Below are 17,464 nucleotides of genomic sequence, written 5' to 3' on the forward strand. Positions count from 1 at the left end.
TTAAGTTTATGAATGATTACGCCCCAAATTTAAAACAACCAAAACCCTCCCTTCCGAACATGGCACTGACGACAAAAGAGAAGCTGAACAGGCTTGATCGAATAAAGGATGAAGTCTCTGAATTTCACCCGATTCTAAATAGTCTTTTCAGAACGCTACCAAATATTTCGTCTGTAGAATATACCCATGGACCAAACGAACTAGGTGCTGATTTTGTATTAGAGCGAGAAGACCCCGTACTACAATCGCGACAATACGTAGGCGTCATAGTCAAAACAGGAAAGATTAGCTTAAGCAACGTACAAGACGTGCAGAGACAAGTAAATGACTGCAAGCTAGAGAGGTTTCATACAAGTGGTAAGAGAAAAATATATTTAAACTCCGTTTGGGTTGTTTCAAATTCCAGCATATCACATCACGCAAAGCATCACATTTTCGAAAACAATAAATCCTCAAATGTTGAATACCTCTCTGGTGAAAATCTAGTTGGCCTGATCGACAAGCACTTTAAAAGCTTTTGGTCTGCAATAGGCTCTGAAGCAGCTCTTTATCTATCAAGAACACTCTCAGACATCAACGATTTAGAATCCAAACTATCTCTGGTAAAAGACTTTGGAAACGACGTCTACATAAAGCCAGACATCAGAAAGTGCACAGAGGATGATTACAAAATAGACTCCGTAACCCAAAGAAAAAAAAACGAGATAGTTGACCTGGCAGAAACCGTAGCCACAAATCAAATTATCTTCATCGAAGGAGATCCTGGAGTAGGAAAATCTAAACTCCTAAGAAACTTAAGCTCTGAATTCTGCAAACCAGATAAATTCAAAGAGTCATCGCTAATACCCGTTTATTTCAGCTTCAAGGAATACTGCGAAACCTACGAAGAAGACATACATTCATTAATTGAATCAAAATTGGGAGACAGCTACGAGACGTTGGACTCAATAAAAGGAAGGAAGTATCTTTTAGTATCTGACAGTTTGGATGAGTGTAAGACCGAAGATCGAGACACCATCAGCGTCCTTGAATCAATTTTCGCTAAAGTCAACGAAGATGATTCACTAAAGCTCATCGCAACATCAAGGCACTTAGATAGATTCAACATTCCCAAGGGATTACTCGACAACATTTGCACTCTCGAAATCGTACCACTTTCCGGTAAAAAAGTAATATCCTTCCTCAAGGAATTGTTAAAGAACGCATCAATTCCTGAACGAATCATTGAAGACGCAAAACGGTCATCAATATTTAAAGACCTACCCAAATGCCCAATTGCCGCAATTCTACTTGGCCATATCCTTAGGCAGGGAGACAAAGAATTACCATCATCACTCCCTGAGCTATATTCTCAGTTCATAGAAATTAGCGTAGGCAGATGGGAACTCGACAAGGGACTTCAATCGCAGAAAGAGTACAAAGCCTTAGATAAAATCCTTCAAAACATTGCGGTCCACATGCTTGAAGCTGGAGTCGACAGACTAAACAGAGGAGAAGCCGAAAGCTTTTTCTGTGAATATCTAGACAACCGAAACTTCGGCATCGATGCATTTTCATTCTTTGAAAAAGTGACCAACAGATGCTCCATAATATGCCTACTTGATTCGGGAAACACATTCGCATTCAAGCATCGATCCTTTATCGAGTATTATTACGCAAGAAAGATGATCGGATCGAACAACCTGGATATCAACAACAAAGCATTCACTAAGTATTGGTCTCACGTATTCTACTTCTTCATAGGACTCGCCCCTGAGCCAGATCACTACTTAAAGCAAATCATAGGCCTAGAACCTAAATCAGAATTAGAGTGCTTTGCAAAATACATGAACCTGTCTGACTTCCTACTATCAGGATACTCAGCTAAGTACTCTGTTGTCATAGACGGACTCGTCGAGGCAACAAAGACAGCATCTAAGACATACATGGATGTCATAAAGAACAAAGACACCAGTATGCTGGCTAATTTTTCGCAGATACACCTACTCTGGTTGACTCAATACAATTTCAAAATGTCGTTTGCATATAGCTTCTTCGAGAAAGCATTTGATAGCGTTGCGTTACAACTAATCAGCGACATTGAAGATGAAGACCATTTAGCAATATCTATGTTCCTCCTCGACGTCACAGTACAACTAAACTCTAAAACTTCCGAATTTAAATACTTAGAGATGTGCAAAGTAAAGCCACCAATAGTACTTCAACTGGGTTTACAACATGAAATGCAAACAGGAAAAAAGAGCAAGTTTGCTAAAAAATTGGATAAAAACTTTAAGACAAAGATGGATGGAAATGGGAAATTAAAGAGTGACGTTAAAAAACTATACGACACAAGCCTAAGAGATTTCTCAATGTAGTACAATGTAAAGCCTGCGAAGATAGCGTCCAGGAACAGCAAGGGGGGGGGGCAAACATAGATTCCAATCATCCGTCCCTGCCTACCATCACTCCGGCTTAGGCATCCGCTTCAGCTCCTCTTCAATCTGCTCCAACTCAATCAAGTCCTCAGTGTCAGCTTCTTGTTGGCGGCGATGGGCATCGAAGGCTACGTAGCGGTCTTCGGCCAGGATCCGGGCCTCGTCGGCAGTCAGGGAACCATGGTGATCGAGGACGGGGCGTTCATTGAACTCAAGAAGGCGGTCGACATTGCGGCGCCAGTAATCGAGCGTGAGGTCCTGACGCTGCTTGGCGCGTAGCTCGGCTTGCTCCAGGAAGATCACCACGAGGCGGTTGAGTGTATCGATCTCGTCGGCCGTCAGGTAGTTCTTGGCAACGACAACATCCAATTTGCGCACCCGTGAGCCCTTCCAGGCCGTGAGGCCCATGTTGGGTAATTCCGGGTTGGCGCGCTCGCGGATGAGCTCGGCGGCGGTCAGCTCGGTGACGGCGTAGAGGAGCTTGTTTTGCGTTTCGGCGAAGAAGAGTTGGGCGTCGCGATCGTTGCTTTGGTAGTCGCGGCTGAGGGCGAAGAGATCGCGCACCTTTTGGTAGAAGCGCTTCTCGGAGGCGCGGATGTCCCGAATGCGCGCGAGCAGCTCATCAAAGTAATCCCAGCCGCCGGGGTCCTTAAGGCGCTCGTCGTCCATGACAAAACCTTTGACGAGGTATTCCCGCAGGTGGCGAGTGGCCCATTGCCGGAATTGCGTCCCGCGCTCGGAGCGAACGCGATAGCCGATGGCGAGAATGAGGTCGAGATTGTGGAGCGTAATCCGGCGCTTTACCTGCCGCTGGCCTTCGGTTTGAACTGTCAAGGATTCCTTGACAGTTGCCTCGGCGGTTAGCTCACCCTCTTCAAAGATATTGTTGGCGTGGAGGCTGACGTTTTGCTTGGTGACCTGAAACAGCTCGGCGATTTCCAATTGGGTGAGCCAGACCGTGCCGCCCTCGACGCGGAGGTCGATGCGCGTTTCGCCATCGGGCGAGGTGTAGAGTATCAAGTCGTCAGCCATGGAATCTATCGCTGACGATATTTCGCGATATGCAGCCGATTCGCGCAAGGGTTTTCCGTGACAAAACAGCGTTCTTGACGGAATGACGGACAGCCAACTGCACACAGGCGTCACCCCCGCCCATGCGTGACATCTCGCATCGGCAATTGACTTTGTGGGCTGGCTGAATGTCCTGTAGGGCCATGAGCGAACCACAGCCGCACCCTTTTCTCGACCCGTCCTTTCACGTTGCCTGGAGCAGCCTTGACCCTGAGCTGATCGAGGAGGACATTACGCTGGCCCTTACCAAGGCCCAGAAGAATATCGACGCCATTGCCGGGCAGGACGCCGACGCCGCGACCTACGAGTCCACCATCCTCGCGCTTGAGGACGCCGCGGAAGAGTTCTCCCGCGCCTGGGGCTAAACAAAGGGAAAGGGGTCAAACGTAGATTTTAAATACCTTTGCTGGGTCCCCCTTTTTGGTCCACTTGTTATGAGAGGATTCCAGTCGGGTTGTTGTTTACTGGGTTGGTTGGGTTGTTAAGGTTCTGGCGCAGAGAGGCCGTAGGCCGAACGGAGCCGGAACCTGTGGATTGTTGTTTGGCAAACTGGGCTGGCGTGAGCAAGCCCAGAGATCGATGCGGTCGTTCGTGATTATGCAATTGGCGGTAATCATCGAAGATGACGCGTGATTCGCTCAGGGTGTAGATGAGCTCTCGGTTGAGGCATTCGCGGCGGAACTTATCGTTGAAGCTTTCGACGAAGCCGTTCTGCCAAGGGCAGCCGGGATCGATGTAGATGGTTTTAATTTCATTGTCCTTGAGCCAACCCTGAATACACTAGGGCCTTAATCTGCAAAAGCTGATCGGCCACGATCTTCTTGAGCTGATCCGATTCCTTTTCCAGATCCTTCAAACGCTGGGCCTCCTTCACGCCCATGTTGCCATATTGCTCTTTCCAGCGATAGTAGGTCTGTGTGCTCATGCCATGCTCCCGGCAGGCCTCTTCGACTTTCATCCCTTCACTGGCGCGAAGGATGCGGATGATCTGTTCGGTGCTGCGACGTCCTTTTTTCATATGATCTTACGGTGTCTATGACCGAAAATCTTCTCACGGGCAATGGACCGGTTTTAGGGGGCCCGGCCACAAGTTCATGCGCAAGGGGCTTGAATCCGACATGACCGTTATATCAAGCAACCCCGCATTCAGCAGTATTGGGCTTCGATGACCCGCAACTACCCGGATGATTTTAACGCGTTTATGACTGAACAGATGGAAAAAGCCGACTAGCTTCCTCCGGTCAGATTATCCAGGGCTGTTGCAATGAAATGGTTTTGGACTGGCAACCCCCTATAGTTTTTCAACAGCGAAGTACGTAGCATTTGTAGCTAGGCTACCTCCGCTATTGTTTACCCACATATCAATTTCGACGTAATCTCCTGCATCAAGCTCTTGAATTACTTGAAAGTGCCGTGCTTGGTAGGTAATACTAGAATCCTCTTGGTCGGCACGGGACGTATAAGTCTGTTGACCATTTACTTTTAGCCTAAGAGCGGTGCTGCTGCTTTCAAACGAACTGCGTGTGACAAACGCTGAGATACGATAAATGCCAGTCTCGGAAACTGTGATTCGGGTGTTATTAGTCGTATTGGAATGCCAATCTAAATCATCTCTTTTTTCCGTATTGAACGGGATTGAGACCCATTGGTCGTCGGGAATGCTGAAGGACCCAGAATAACCTATCAAAGTCATGATCGTTTGAGCCTCTCCGTTGTCGCCTTTGGGGCCCTGTGGACCTTCTGGCCCAATTGGACCTTGGAGGCCTGTGGGGCCTTGCTCACCTTGTTGGCCTTGCGGACCGGTTGTGCCCGTTTCGCCTTGTGGACCTTGTGCCCCTGCATCTCCAGTATCCCCCTTGGGTCCTTGCGGTCCTTCGGGGCCCGTGTCCCCTTGATCCCCCTTGGGACCGGCATTCCCTTGAAGGAGTAATCCTACCGGCCCCACCCGCTGAGTGTCGGCTTCATCGGTGGGGCGTAATTCCCTCCAGCTGTCGATGGGGCGAACCGCTGAGGGAACGCGGTAGTAGTAGGCAGGCGGTATTTTGCCTTTCAAAAAAGGACTGGTGTGAGCAAAAAGTGTGACCCGATCAATGATAAAACTGGAACTCATATCCGAGTTGCGCGAGAGCTCCAAATCAGCGGGTCCTTCTATAGTATCGACTGGAAATCCAACCCGGACTTCGATCTCAACGTCAGTATCATTGTATCGGATATCCCCGAGGCTGGGGGTAGGATCAATGGCCACCCAATCACGCTGGAGGGGGCGTGGGGCGAGATTACCAGTATCGCCATAGTCAATCATCCGAATGAAGAACGCTTTTCTACCCTGAAATCCCACCAACCGGGTCACATAACCGCCGGTGCCTTTAAAGGTATAACCTTCGTTCACCCAGGTCTCCGATTCCAGTTCGTTGCTGTATTGTAGCTGATAGAATTTGCCGACTTCTGTGGGAACGGTGAACTCAAAGGCCGGAGCCAAGGCACTATTCAGGGAAATTGGCGTATTGATTGCGATTTCGGGTGGCTGGGCGCCTTGCGTGAGTGTCGCGGCAAGAGGGAGGGTGAGAAGGAGGAGTAGACGTAGGCAGCTTAATCTATTCATAGGGGTAAATGCCTATGGATTAATGAACTAAAAGTAAATGTAGCATCGCCATGGATTGCCCTCACTTTTGAGGGCAATGGGAGCTATGATCCCGTATTGGTCTGAGTCCAATAATGGCCACCACCGTTTCCACAAGGCAAATTATGCGCCAACTATCTGTTTTCTTTCTTTCTTTTTAAATAAGAACTTATTTTATGAATAATAATATCATATAAAATCATGAATCAGAAATGGCTCCAGACTGGTCGACGTTTAATGGGGAATTCCCGGCTGGATGCTGTGCAAGGGTTTGAGTTTTGGCGAATATACTACAATTCAAAATCAATTCTCTATAATCAAATAAAGCCAAGTATTATTATAATTATTGATTGACAGCTGCGGGTCCCTAAATTGCCTAGATGCAATGCCAAATACAAAAGAACTGCTACGATTCTTTTTTAAGGTCATCGCCACGCAGGTTGGCAGGACTTCATTGGGAGGCGAAATCGATGGCGCAGCTCTCGGCTTCTTCACAGGCAATAAACAACGCCCGCAGGATTACGAAATTGATCATACACCATTAAGCTGAATTCCTCAAAGCCCACGTTTTATTTCAGGGGAGTGCAGCCTCGCTATTTCGGGCTTAATAACGCTATCGCGACTGGCGAGGAAGAATTGATAATGAACTGCTAAAGTTGTTACAAGACGGAAAATAGCGAAAATTAGTCACATGAATAGCGATAAGTCTCAGGACAGAGAAAAAAGCATACAAGAAATTGAAGCCGATCTAATCCGACAGGATCACCGTTTAGTTCCTTTATGCATCACATTTTTCCGAAGAGGAAAATGGGAGAAAGGTGATCTTCGGCGTAAAGCTTCAATTGAAGCTCTGCTTTGGAAACTTTTATCACCGGAAACGGCCGCTTTTACCGTAGGCGGAATCATAGGGATACTAACCCTTATAGTCTTATTAGAGCAAACAAGGCAGATGACCAAACAAACCAAAAACATAAAGGAACAATCGGGTTTACTTGAAGCGCAAAATATCCTTTTAACGATTCAGAATGATCATTTCAAAGAACAAAATGAGTATTTCAAAACCCAGAACCAATACTTTAAGGATCAGAATGATTCGATCACTGCCCAGATTGATATGGCAAGGCTTGCCGAGAAGCGACAAAGAAGAACAACCTTAGCAGACTTCCTGTTCAGTGCCAGTGATACAGATGTAACTCTTCCCAGAGTAAATCCAAAGTTGAGAGGGGCAGCCTTGGTCGAATATCTGCCTCTAGCCAAGGAGTTTGAGATCAAACCAAGTGGCATTGATAGCAACAAGACATTATCATTTGATGACATATTCCTAAACAATGTTCGCATCTATGACTTAGATTTAAGTAGGGTCAGTTTGCAAAGAGCTTCTTTGCCAAGTGCCAACTTCATTGGTTGCAGTTTTGATTCAGCCATCATGAGCAATGTCCGTGCTGATGAGGTGATTTTTACAAAGTGCGAACTTGAGGGCATAAATTTCTTGGACTGCGAATTGAACCAGTCTACATTCGATTCCACTCTTTTAGATCGTTCACAGTTCGATGGTTGTTCATTAACAAGAGCTAATTTTATTAATTGCAATGTTTTTAGCAAGACATTCAACGAATGCGTGATTGATCAAGCCTTATTTGATAATATCATCTTGGATGGCGTTAGTTTTGAGGGATCAACTCTCTTGGGCTGTGATATTAGGAATATCAAAGCGGTAAGTAAGATTCAGTTCAAAAACACAGACATCTCTGCCGTTAGATTCCCGCCAATTGAATTTGCGCAATCGAAATTTTCGCGAATCGACGCAAAGTTCGCTTATATGCGATCGACAAAATTCTTCGAGTGTGAGTTTTTAGCATTCGAGTCCTCAGGCATTGATATCGTAAGTTCGACTTTTGAAAGATGCCGAATTTGGGAGTGCAATTTTTCCCGTGCAAGAGCAATGGGTGCTAGCTTTAAGAATACTGCATTTGACCGAACTGATTTTACTGAAGCGAATTTTAGCTACGCCAGTTTCGTTAAATGCAGTTTTGAGGGTGCTATCTGCACTAAGATGAAAGTATATTACGCAGATCTTAAGGATACTGACATTACGCAGGCGCAGGCGAATCAAATGCTGGGAAATACAGAAACTCAATTACCTGACGCAATTACAAGACCGATAAGTTGGCCTATGCCGCAAGGCATTACTGACCCTGGAGCGAATGGCCGACAATTTACTGCAGCCCACTTTGACGACGATAGACCGAAGTTTAGAGAAACAGACGTTGACGGATTAAAAATATTTATCAACAGCGACCCGAAGGTTTGGTAGCAAGACATCTTACGCTTTATCAAATTCTCAATTTAAGCATTAACTATCCAAGGCTGTTAGATCGCATTCCGGCCCTTGGCTTCGGATATTCTACTGAGATGATTTTCTGGCAAAACCGGAAAATCGACGATGAAAAGAGCCGTAGGACTACCGAACAGATCATTCGCATCTTGCGCGTAGTAATAATTACGTCATTGTCGGTTACTCTCGATTTTTTTATTCAGTCAGATTCAGTGAATAAATGCGCTCAAAAGCCGTGGAATCTAAGGCTTTATGCTTGATGAATTCTATTTAAGTCACTTATAGTCATTGTTTTATGGTAAATAAATAGCGGGTTCGAATCCCGCCCTCTACGCCACTTTTGTTGGTCGCATGTCGATGATTCGAAAACTGCGAAACTTGTACGACAAAGCCAATGAATCGTCACATAGATTTCTACGCGTGACAAATTTCTGAACCTTCCAAACCTTCCAGAGATGGCGAACTTGTTGATGTCGCGATTGATGAAGGCAAACAGCCATCAGCGCAGCCCTGACATAAAGCGCATTCCTAATGATCTTGACTAAAAGATCAGGCCGTTGACTATTGCAAAGTCATTGCATTTGATTAGTTGTCGGCATGTTTCATTCGCATAGCTCTAAGCCTTATTCGCGTCGCCGTTTCCTGCGGTTCACCTTAGCTGCCGGGTTGGTTATCCCAGTCCAAGGCATCTTGGGAGCGCCAGCGAATCAGCTTTCTTATCGCGTTAAAGCTGGAGACACACTCAGTGAAATTGCTCAAGCATACGGCGTGACTGTCCGTGATTTACAGCGAACCAATGGTCTAACCAGCGACCGAATCCTCATTGGGCAGACATTAAAAATTCCAACGTCCAACTCAGGGGATGCCCTAAAACCAGTCATTGAAGCCAATCGCTCACTGAAGATCGACCGCTCCCGATGGAAGTATGTGGTGGCCCACCATAGCGCCATTGAGCAGGGAAATGCTGCAATCTATGGAGCTGCCCATGAGCGCCGAGGCATGGAAAACGGCCTTGCTTATCACTTTGTCATCGGAAATGGCATCGACTCAGGCGACGGTGAAATTGAGGTTGGTCCGCGCTGGCGCCAACAACTTCGCGGCGGCCACGTGCGTGACTCACGCGTTAATGATGTCGGCATCGGGATATGCCTGGTCGGCAACCTCGAGAACCATCCCCCCACACCGAAGCAGCGAGCAAGCTTTATCCAACTAGTGAATTACTTGCGCGACAATTGCACTGCCAGCGACTACACATTTACGGTCCATAAGTGGGTGGATGGCGCTAGGCACACAGTATGTCCGGGTAAGCACTTTCCCTATCGCGAGATGTCCGCCCTCTATTGCAGTTGAATAGGAATCCGCAAAACACCCCACTAAATGTCTTTGAGCCAATACCCAGACGAACCCAATTTAATTCAACCCAGCGGCCCAAACTATCGACTTTGGGCTGCAATTGCCGCATCGATATCAATTATTGGCTTAGTCGTCTCCATTCCTCTTTACCAAAATTGGCAGGAACACCAAGCCCATGACGCAGTGCGCGGAGAATACCAGGGCGCGACGTATGACATACAAATTGACGAGCAATCCCACCACATCGAGCTTGGATGGGCAGGCAGTCATCTGGCAGTGGTTTTAAAGCCAGCCTTGGGGCCAGACACCACAGTTCGCATTCAGGGAAATTTCGGAGATGACACCCTGTCATGGAATGAAAAATATTCGCTCTATGGGCCATCTCAGGTGCCCCTTGACCCATATACTCACCATAAAGTCGAATTGACGATTGAATCCGCAGACCAAGTCCTCTGGTCAGGAAAACTCTGGGCCTGGGGCATACACACACACCATCACCACTAAGAGCTCCAACGCCCTGAGGCGCATCATCTCAACTCTCGTTTTATAGAACTGCCACGAATCCATTCCGCACCGCGGGATACTCGATTTCGAGCGAGATGCATTGCCAGCGTTTGTCCACTCGGCAGGTAATCAGATCATAGGAACGTGTCTTACCATGCACCGCCGAAGCTGATTGACGGGCTAGATGCAAAATTCTCATCACACTTGAGGTGTCGATAAACGGAGAATTTTATTGCAAATATTTTGCATTAAGTGATTTTCAAGCAATTCTCCAACGTGTTGAGTCAATGACTACGTCATGCATGTCGTCTGCCACTGAGCAGGAGAGTCACACACATTAATCACCAGGATTGCGTATGAAACCAAATCACAAACTTCCCGTTACCGTCCTCTCGGGCTTCCTTGGGGCAGGTAAGACAACCTTGCTGAATCATGTGTTGAACAACCGCCAAGGCCTAAGAGTCGCGGTCATCGTAAATGACATGAGCGAAGTGAATATTGATGCCCGTTTGGTCGCGGAGGGAGGCGCGAGCCTGAGCCGCAAAGAAGAGAAACTTGTCGAAATGAGCAATGGCTGCATCTGCTGCACATTGCGCGATGACTTGCTCGAAGAGGTACGGCGCCTGGCCTATGAAGGGCGCTTTGACTACCTGCTAATTGAGTCAACAGGAGTTTCTGAGCCAATGCCGGTTGCTGAAACCTTTTTCTTCCGCAACGAGGCTGGGTTTAGCCTGGAGGACATCGCTCGTCTCGACACCATGGTTACAGTAGTCGATGCCGCCAATTTCGAGCGAGATTTTGGTTCACCAGATAAGCTGCGTGATCGCGGCCAAGCGCTTGGAGCAGAGGATGAGCGCAGCATTGTCGATCTGCTGGTGGACCAAATAGAATTCGCCGATATCATCATTCTGAATAAAATCGATGCGGTCGATGAACTGCAGAAGTGTTCGATTATTAGCGGCATCAAAGCGATCAATAGTCGCGCGTCGCTGATCGAGGCGACGTATGGCAGAGTGGAGCCGAAGGCCATTTTAAGCACAGGTAAATTTGACATCGAGTCTGCGGAGTTAACTCCCGACTGGCTTAAACTGCTGCACAATGAGCCTATTCCTGAGACCGAAGAATACGGAATTACGAACTTTGTCTACCGTGCGCGACGGCCCTTTCATCCCGAGAGGTTGAAAGCGTTGATGGCTCAGGATTGGCCCGGGGTGATCCGCTCCAAAGGCTTCTTCTGGCTGGCGACGCGGATGGATTATGTTGGCCTATGGTCTCGGGCAGGCGGGCAATCAGATGTTCGGCTAGCGGGCAAATGGTTTGCCACCGTTCGCCGCTCGGAGTGGCCGGATGACGCGGAAGAACGCGAAATGGTGCTCTCCAACTGGAAGGAACCTTTTGGTGATCGTCGTCAGGAGATTGTGCTGATCGGTTTCGTCAATCGAATGAACGAGGTGAATCTGAATAAGCGCTTTGACGCCTGCCTACTCACCGATGCAGAAATGCAGCTTGGAGAGAGTGAATGGAAGCAACTCCCAGATAGATTCCCAGCATGGCTGAGCGCCGAACCCGCACCGGTTGAACTAAACTGACGCCACTCTCATGCCGGTTTATATTTACGAGACAGTCCACACAGCTAAAGAACGGACAACGGAACGATTCGAGCTTTACCAGTCAATTCACGACGCAGCGCTGACCCACCATCCCGAGAGCGGCGCGCCAGTTCGCCGGGTGATCACTGGCGGCCTTTTCTTGCCCAAGAAATCAGGCATTCACACCGGCGCCGTTGGAAGCAGTGATTGCTGCGGAACTTGCTGAAACAAAACAGCCCATCCAATACAAAATCCAACAAAGTTCATTCTAATATAAATCATTTCCAAAATCATTAATGCAATATTTTTGCATTAATGGTTGACGTCAAACGCTTCTACCCATTCTTATCGAAACCATGATCAAGCCTATCCTGACACTTTCAGTTTCACTACTCAGCTCATCAGCTCTCATCGGGGCTGTTTATACATTCGGCCATGGCGACATCGGTATTGCCTACGAAGACGAGGGCGATGGTCCAGAGTTCTTCTTCCACTACCACCTTGGAGCCAGTTCCAATCTTGGCGAGGGAGAGTACGAACCCAGCGACATCACCACCGAAGTCCCCGCCAGCCAATACATTTCAGCAATCGACAACGCAACCTTCAATACCATGACGGGCACAACGGCAGGTTCAGACTTCTGGTATTTGCCCCAAGGTGAAATTGCGGGCGTGCCCTACCTTGGCTTCGCCACCGAAGAATTAGATGGTTCCGAATTTCCAGATGGCGCCACCTTCACCTTGGACAGCGTCACCTCCCCCTCGGGAAGCGGCGATTTCTCAGTATGGCAGTCAGGATCGCTTGGCAGCTTCAACTTTTACTTCTCTACGGCTGATGAAGCTAATACCATCAATGGGGACAACACCATTACCTTAGCGACAGGCACTCATTCGCACTACAACTGGGGATTCACGGAAACGGGCTTGTGGGAAATCGTGATGACGGTCTCTGCAGAGCACGTAACCGATGGCTTCCTCTCATCCACGCAGACCTTTGCCTTTTACGTTGTGCCGGAGCCATCAACCTACGCCATGATCGCCGGTGCTGGCGCTCTGGTCGTTTGCCTCATTCGTCGCCGCCGTAAGGCATAATAAAGCCGGAACTTTTCACTTTGTCAGGGCGACGCCGATCATACGGGTCGCCCTGATTTGTTTTCAAAACCAGATATACAACTAGGCATGCGCATCATCCCCTGGCTGCTGGTAATCCTCAGTGGCGCACTTGCGCTGACCCATCAGACACTATGGACGCGGCGCTTGATTGACCTGCTCGGCGCCAGCAATGAATCGTCGACCCGAGTCTTTGCCTGCTTCTTCCTGGGGCTTGCCCTGGGTAGTGCTTTTGCCGCCTGGAAGGCTCAGCGAGCCCGCTCCTTCTGGCAGTCGGCGGGACTTGCCGAAATCGGGATTGGTCTGCTTTCGTTACCGGTTATTTTCCTCCCAGCCTGGACTGACTGGATCTGGCCAGCAATGGGCCCAGACAGCTTGACGACCCTGCCGGGCGCCTGCGTGAAACTGCTGATCGCTTTCGTCGCCATATTCCCTCCGGCCTTTTGCATGGGCTATTCTTTTCCCATGATCGTGCAAGCCGCCATGGCCGACAGAGGCTCGCAAAAGCTGGGCCAGGAAGGGCTCTGGCTATACGGTCTCAACACCGTAGGCGGCGCGCTCGGCATACTGCTTACCTTGCTCTATATGCTTGAGCGGTGGGGGAGCTTCCGCGCCATGCTCACTGCCGCCGTTCTGAATGCAGTCATTGGATCGACCTGCCTGTGGCTCGCATCAAAGTCAAAGAAAAGTGAGCACGCGCCCAACACCCCCGCTAGGAAGGTTGTCGAGATTCCTATGCGAGCGGCAACGTTGGCCTTCATCTCTGGCGCCGCAACCTTGGCACTCGAAGTACTGGGCGTCCAAATGTTAATCTTGGTGACGCCATCGACACTGCATACCCCCGGCGCCATTTTGTTTGCCGTGATCCTTGCGCTATCCCTTCCACCCCTGGCCCTATCATGGATGCTGAGAACGCCAAAATGCAATGCCCCGGGCATACTGAGCATATCCCTGCCGATAGCCGCGCTATTGGTCGCCTGTGCGCCGCTCCTCTTTATGGGGGTTGCGCGAAGTGGAGGGTTTTCCGAACCGACTGCCAGCCTTTCCGCCTACATCATCAGGTTGATCGTGCTATCACTGCTCACCCTTGGGCCAGCATGGATTGCCATTGGGTTCATCTTTCCGTCGGCGCTGGCCTGGACCGATCAAAGCAAGCATACTGCGCCAGCCTTCAGGCTCGGCATACTGCTGGCGATCAACGGCATTGGCGGCTTCCTTGGCGCGGAACTGGCGCTCCACTGGATATTGCCGACATTCGGCGTTTACCAAGCCTTTATTTTTATCGCCGCACTACTGGCGTTGAGCATACTGGCAACGCCGCAGCGATCACTTCCCATTCGCATTGCGATTTCTTCTACGGCGCTACTGGCGCTGCTGCTCATTGGCGCCAATTGGGTCGCCCGTCTGCCAACCATCAACCCACACCTTCCAATCACAGTCATCGACGAAAAAGCCGGCCCCGAAGGACACGTGGCCGTCATCGAAGACAAGCAAGGTGAGCGCTCAATACTGGTCTCGAATCAGTATACGTTGGGTGGCACTTCCGTTCGCTACGATCAGGAAAGGCAAGCCTTGCTGCCGCTAATCCTCCACCCCAATCCAGAGAGCATCGCCTTCATAGGCTTGGCAACCGGCATTACGCCTGGGGCGGCGGCGCCATTGAGCGATATCCAAGAAATAACCTCCATCGAACTATCGCCACTCGTAGTCCGAGCTGCCGATCGCTACTTTAGTGACTACAATTACGGCATCACGCACAGTGAGCGCTTCAAAGTGGTCGTTGAAGACGGCCGCACCTATATCGCGGCTTGTGAGAACGAGTTCGATGTCGTCGCCGGCGACCTATTCCTACCGTGGGCTCCGGGAGAAACGCGCCTCTACAGCCAAGAGCATTTCGAAGCCGTGAAGCGGTCACTCAAGCCCGATGGCTTATTTTGCCAATGGCTGGCGATGTATCAGCTAACGCCGGATCAATACTCAAGCATTGCCGCGACTTTTCGATCCATCTTTCCGGACAGCATCTTATTCATCAACCATTTCCGTGGGGATACGCCAATGCTGGCATTGGTCGGTTGGAAAAATCCTGACAACGCTCGAAATTGGAGGAAAATCGCCCGGCAGCGCAGCCAGGAGCTCGCGGCCAAAGGAGAAATTTTCGACCCAGTTTTACGCCACAGCATCGGACTGGACATGCTGTATCTTGGCCCATGTCAGGCCAATGACTCTGCGCCGATCTGTAACTTGAATGATTTGGCGCTAGAATTCAGCGCCGCACGTCAACGGGTGTGCGGCGACCCTGGCCAACAATATTTCTACATGAACCGCTGGTTTAAATTCTGTCATGAAAAGCGACAGGCCAGCGATACGTTGCCCAACGCCGCCGAACTTGCCGAAGCTTTACAGGCATTGGAGGCCGCCAATGCAACCAAACATGCGTCACTGCCTCAGATCGTTGCCTACCTGAACCAACACATGCCCCGGGAGCTGCGATTCGATCAACAAGCGGATTGGAATCGTTGGCCAGGCTCTTTGGCGCCACGGCCGCCAAAAACCAACTTGACCCAGCCCACAAAGTAGATTTCCCCAAAGCGAACCAATGTCCCAACTCATCTTTGCACTATGAGCTTTCTATTCTGGAATCCTGAAAATCCGCCATCCTCATCTGATCGCACGCCGGTAACGATATTGAGCGGTTTTCTCGGCGCTGGAAAAACGACGCTGCTCAATCACATCCTTGCGCACTCCAGCACTCAGAAGCTCGCAGTCATTGTGAACGACATTGGCGAAGTGAACATCGACGCGTCGTTAATCCGCAATCAACTCAAGGAACTCGATGGTCCCATCGCTGGCATGCTTGAGCTACAGGGCGGCTGCATTTGCTGCTCCATCCAAACCGATTTGCTGGATGCGTTGCTCGAGCTTTGGCATCGGTATCAACCAAGCCATATCCTGATCGAAGCAACCGGCGTCGCTGAACCAAAATCTATTCTTGAGACCATTTACTCCATGAATCCGGCGGGACGCAGCGGCATGGATTTCCTTCGTCTCGCCAACATGATAACCGTTCTCGACGGCGGCAACCTGGCCAACTACTTTGAGTCGCCCGAAAACACCGGCGAGCAACGGCGACGCCACCTGCTGGCGGCGGACCCGCGACGGCCGTTACAAGAGCTGCTCATGGAGCAAATCGAGTGCGCCGACATCTTGCTGATCAACAAGTCGGATGCATTGCCAGAGAATGACCGCGAGCGCTTCAAGCAATACCTGCGCTCTTTAAATAAACATGCGGAGATTTGGCAATGCGCCTTTGGCCAGATCGACGTTGCCCAACTCATGCAAGACAGTCGCTACGGCGAGCAGACCACCCTGATCGCATCGGGTTGGCAGCAGGCAATCTTGTCCAACCGCGATGGCAGACTTTGTGATGCAAAGTCAGAGCATGGCGAGCATCATCACGAACACGATGAGTGCGATGGCCACCACCATGAGCACGACAATCACGGCCACCATCACCACCACAAAGACTATGGCCTCGAAAGCTTCATATACAATGCCAGGCAACCCATTTCGGAGCAATTGTTTCTCCGCGTCCTGCGCGATGGGCTACCAGGCGTCGTCCGCGCCAAAGGCTTTTTTTGGTCTGATAGCCAACCTGACAAAGTTGGGCTGTTGTCAATCGCCGGCGCCATGCTGCGCGCGGATTACTTATCTGAGTGGTGGCAGGTAAAAGTTCAACGCGGTGAGGCATCGCTGGATGACATGCCTGAGCTGGTTCGCGACTCCTGGCTGCCCGACCTGGGTGACCGCCGCCAAGAGTTGGTATTCATTGGCATTGATCTCGACCAGACGCGCATCACCAAGCAATTGGACGATTGCCTGGTCAAACTGGACGATATACCACGCTAATGCGTGCACTTCGACTTGCGGCAGAGCAAGAAGTTACGCGTATGCCCGGCGACAAGCAACACCCCACCAAGCGTATTCAACAACGGCGGCCAGGGAATACCTGAGTCATCGGTTGATGGTTCATTGGCATCGCTACTGGTTAGCGCGCAGTGGCCCGCAACGCAACAACCAGCCGCCTCGCTGCTTGTTTCCGAACCAGCGGCAAGCCCGGAAGCGGTCAGCGTTGATTGCGTTGCCAACTGCTCAGCGTGCAGCGCCCGCTCGCCAAGCAATGCAGCAATGAGCAAGCCCACACCGAGCAGCGCCAAGACAACGACCAAGCGATCCCGATGCTTGCGGCAGCCAGAAAACATTGCCAAGCTGGTCGTGGGAATAACCAGCAAAAGCATCCAAATATGGAAATGCTCATCGACCCAAAACGTGGTCGCTAAAATTGGCAAAGCGACAAGCAACACTGGCGTCACCAGGCAATGAATGGCGCAGATGACGGCCATGGAAATTGCCAAATGGTCCAAGATCGAGCTCTTGGTTGGAGCGCATGATAAACTCATTACTGACTA

The 17,464-nt window shown here is 49.8% G+C and carries 16 protein-coding genes; 11 read left to right on the forward strand and 5 right to left on the reverse strand.

Features of this window, described 5'->3' with window-relative positions:
• The first annotated feature begins 8 nt into the window (after nucleotides 1–8).
• Nucleotides 9–2,357, forward strand: coding sequence for an NACHT domain-containing protein (locus RBB63_RS02125; protein WP_309380624.1), 2,349 nt, complete (start codon nucleotides 9–11; stop codon nucleotides 2,355–2,357).
• 87 nt (nucleotides 2,358–2,444) lie between these two features.
• On the opposite strand, the gene RBB63_RS02130 is transcribed toward RBB63_RS02125, so the two are convergent.
• Nucleotides 2,445–3,449, reverse strand: coding sequence for a virulence RhuM family protein (locus RBB63_RS02130; RefSeq protein WP_309380626.1), 1,005 nt, complete (start codon nucleotides 3,447–3,449; stop codon nucleotides 2,445–2,447).
• Nucleotides 3,450–3,631: 182 nt separating this feature from the next.
• Here RBB63_RS02130 and RBB63_RS02135 point away from each other — a divergent pair, with 182 nt between their 5' ends.
• Entirely contained in the window at nucleotides 3,632–3,853 is a 222-nt protein-coding gene (locus RBB63_RS02135) for a hypothetical protein (protein WP_309380628.1), read from the forward strand.
• A gap of 67 nt (nucleotides 3,854–3,920) precedes the next feature.
• Here the strand turns inward: RBB63_RS02135 and RBB63_RS23630 are convergent, their stop codons facing one another.
• The 3 genes from RBB63_RS23630 to RBB63_RS02145 all read right to left on the reverse strand — a co-directional run bounded on the left by RBB63_RS23630 (nucleotide 3,921) and on the right by RBB63_RS02145 (nucleotide 6,090).
• Nucleotides 3,921–4,265 (reverse strand): integrase core domain-containing protein, encoded by a 345-nt coding sequence (locus RBB63_RS23630; protein WP_425503860.1) that lies wholly within the window; start codon nucleotides 4,263–4,265, stop codon nucleotides 3,921–3,923.
• The gene (locus tag RBB63_RS02140; protein WP_309380630.1) at nucleotides 4,240–4,506 is read right to left on the reverse strand and encodes a transposase; all 267 of its coding nucleotides are present in this window, start codon (nucleotides 4,504–4,506) and stop codon (nucleotides 4,240–4,242) included. Before RBB63_RS02140 ends, RBB63_RS23630 begins: the two co-directional genes overlap by 26 nt.
• A gap of 273 nt (nucleotides 4,507–4,779) precedes the next feature.
• The gene (locus RBB63_RS02145) at nucleotides 4,780–6,090 is read right to left on the reverse strand and encodes a hypothetical protein (RefSeq protein WP_309380632.1); all 1,311 of its coding nucleotides are present in this window, start codon (nucleotides 6,088–6,090) and stop codon (nucleotides 4,780–4,782) included.
• Between the two features lie 403 nt (nucleotides 6,091–6,493).
• Between RBB63_RS02145 and RBB63_RS02150 the strand changes: the two genes are divergently transcribed.
• From RBB63_RS02150 to RBB63_RS02190, 9 genes are all read left to right on the forward strand, one after another.
• Complete coding sequence (locus RBB63_RS02150; RefSeq protein ID WP_309380634.1) at nucleotides 6,494–6,658, forward strand: hypothetical protein; 165 nt, start codon at nucleotides 6,494–6,496, stop codon at nucleotides 6,656–6,658.
• Between the two features lie 141 nt (nucleotides 6,659–6,799).
• Nucleotides 6,800–8,422, forward strand: coding sequence for a pentapeptide repeat-containing protein (locus tag RBB63_RS02155; protein ID WP_309380636.1), 1,623 nt, complete (start codon nucleotides 6,800–6,802; stop codon nucleotides 8,420–8,422).
• A gap of 618 nt (nucleotides 8,423–9,040) precedes the next feature.
• A complete protein-coding gene (locus tag RBB63_RS02160; protein ID WP_309380638.1) occupies nucleotides 9,041–9,793 on the forward strand; it encodes a LysM peptidoglycan-binding domain-containing protein in 753 nt (250 codons plus the stop codon).
• A gap of 27 nt (nucleotides 9,794–9,820) precedes the next feature.
• A complete protein-coding gene (locus RBB63_RS02165) occupies nucleotides 9,821–10,300 on the forward strand; it encodes a hypothetical protein (RefSeq protein WP_309380640.1) in 480 nt (159 codons plus the stop codon).
• Nucleotides 10,301–10,656: 356 nt separating this feature from the next.
• Nucleotides 10,657–11,889, forward strand: coding sequence for a zinc metallochaperone GTPase ZigA (gene zigA / locus RBB63_RS02170; RefSeq protein ID WP_309380642.1), 1,233 nt, complete (start codon nucleotides 10,657–10,659; stop codon nucleotides 11,887–11,889).
• Between the two features lie 10 nt (nucleotides 11,890–11,899).
• The gene (locus RBB63_RS02175) at nucleotides 11,900–12,115 is read left to right on the forward strand and encodes an FmdB family zinc ribbon protein (protein WP_309380644.1); all 216 of its coding nucleotides are present in this window, start codon (nucleotides 11,900–11,902) and stop codon (nucleotides 12,113–12,115) included.
• 130 nt (nucleotides 12,116–12,245) lie between these two features.
• Nucleotides 12,246–12,980, forward strand: a complete 735-nt coding sequence (locus tag RBB63_RS02180; protein ID WP_309380646.1) for a choice-of-anchor M domain-containing protein — start codon at nucleotides 12,246–12,248, stop codon at nucleotides 12,978–12,980.
• 87 nt (nucleotides 12,981–13,067) lie between these two features.
• A complete protein-coding gene (locus RBB63_RS02185) occupies nucleotides 13,068–15,575 on the forward strand; it encodes a fused MFS/spermidine synthase (protein ID WP_309380648.1) in 2,508 nt (835 codons plus the stop codon).
• Nucleotides 15,576–15,617: 42 nt separating this feature from the next.
• On the forward strand, nucleotides 15,618–16,904 hold the full coding sequence (locus RBB63_RS02190) for a CobW family GTP-binding protein (RefSeq protein ID WP_309380650.1): 1,287 nt from the start codon (nucleotides 15,618–15,620) through the stop codon (nucleotides 16,902–16,904).
• Here RBB63_RS02190 and RBB63_RS02195 read toward each other — a convergent pair.
• On the reverse strand, nucleotides 16,901–17,455 hold the full coding sequence (locus tag RBB63_RS02195; RefSeq protein WP_309380652.1) for a MerC domain-containing protein: 555 nt from the start codon (nucleotides 17,453–17,455) through the stop codon (nucleotides 16,901–16,903). The genes RBB63_RS02190 and RBB63_RS02195 overlap by 4 nt on opposite strands.
• Nucleotides 17,456–17,464 lie beyond the last annotated feature (9 nt).

The organism is Cerasicoccus frondis, from assembly GCA_031296915.1.
Lineage (GTDB): Bacteria > Verrucomicrobiota > Verrucomicrobiia > Opitutales > Cerasicoccaceae > Cerasicoccus > Cerasicoccus frondis.

What these genes read in the sequence shown, in the direction of transcription:
- RBB63_RS02125 (WP_309380624.1), top strand. Translation starts at nt 9, where the DNA reads ATGAATGATTACGCCCCAAATTTAAAACAACCAAAACCCTCCCTTCCG.
- RBB63_RS02130 (WP_309380626.1), bottom strand. Translation starts at nt 3,449, where the DNA reads ATGGCTGACGACTTGATACTCTACACCTCGCCCGATGGCGAAACGCGC.
- RBB63_RS02135 (WP_309380628.1), top strand. Translation starts at nt 3,632, where the DNA reads ATGAGCGAACCACAGCCGCACCCTTTTCTCGACCCGTCCTTTCACGTT.
- RBB63_RS02140 (WP_309380630.1), bottom strand. Translation starts at nt 4,506, where the DNA reads ATGAAAAAAGGACGTCGCAGCACCGAACAGATCATCCGCATCCTTCGC.
- RBB63_RS02145 (WP_309380632.1), bottom strand. Translation starts at nt 6,090, where the DNA reads ATGAATAGATTAAGCTGCCTACGTCTACTCCTCCTTCTCACCCTCCCT.
- RBB63_RS02150 (WP_309380634.1), top strand. Translation starts at nt 6,494, where the DNA reads ATGCCAAATACAAAAGAACTGCTACGATTCTTTTTTAAGGTCATCGCC.
- RBB63_RS02155 (WP_309380636.1), top strand. Translation starts at nt 6,800, where the DNA reads ATGAATAGCGATAAGTCTCAGGACAGAGAAAAAAGCATACAAGAAATT.
- RBB63_RS02160 (WP_309380638.1), top strand. Translation starts at nt 9,041, where the DNA reads ATGTTTCATTCGCATAGCTCTAAGCCTTATTCGCGTCGCCGTTTCCTG.
- RBB63_RS02165 (WP_309380640.1), top strand. Translation starts at nt 9,821, where the DNA reads ATGTCTTTGAGCCAATACCCAGACGAACCCAATTTAATTCAACCCAGC.
- zigA (WP_309380642.1), top strand. Translation starts at nt 10,657, where the DNA reads ATGAAACCAAATCACAAACTTCCCGTTACCGTCCTCTCGGGCTTCCTT.
- RBB63_RS02175 (WP_309380644.1), top strand. Translation starts at nt 11,900, where the DNA reads ATGCCGGTTTATATTTACGAGACAGTCCACACAGCTAAAGAACGGACA.
- RBB63_RS02180 (WP_309380646.1), top strand. Translation starts at nt 12,246, where the DNA reads ATGATCAAGCCTATCCTGACACTTTCAGTTTCACTACTCAGCTCATCA.
- RBB63_RS02185 (WP_309380648.1), top strand. Translation starts at nt 13,068, where the DNA reads ATGCGCATCATCCCCTGGCTGCTGGTAATCCTCAGTGGCGCACTTGCG.
- RBB63_RS02190 (WP_309380650.1), top strand. Translation starts at nt 15,618, where the DNA reads ATGAGCTTTCTATTCTGGAATCCTGAAAATCCGCCATCCTCATCTGAT.
- RBB63_RS02195 (WP_309380652.1), bottom strand. Translation starts at nt 17,455, where the DNA reads ATGAGTTTATCATGCGCTCCAACCAAGAGCTCGATCTTGGACCATTTG.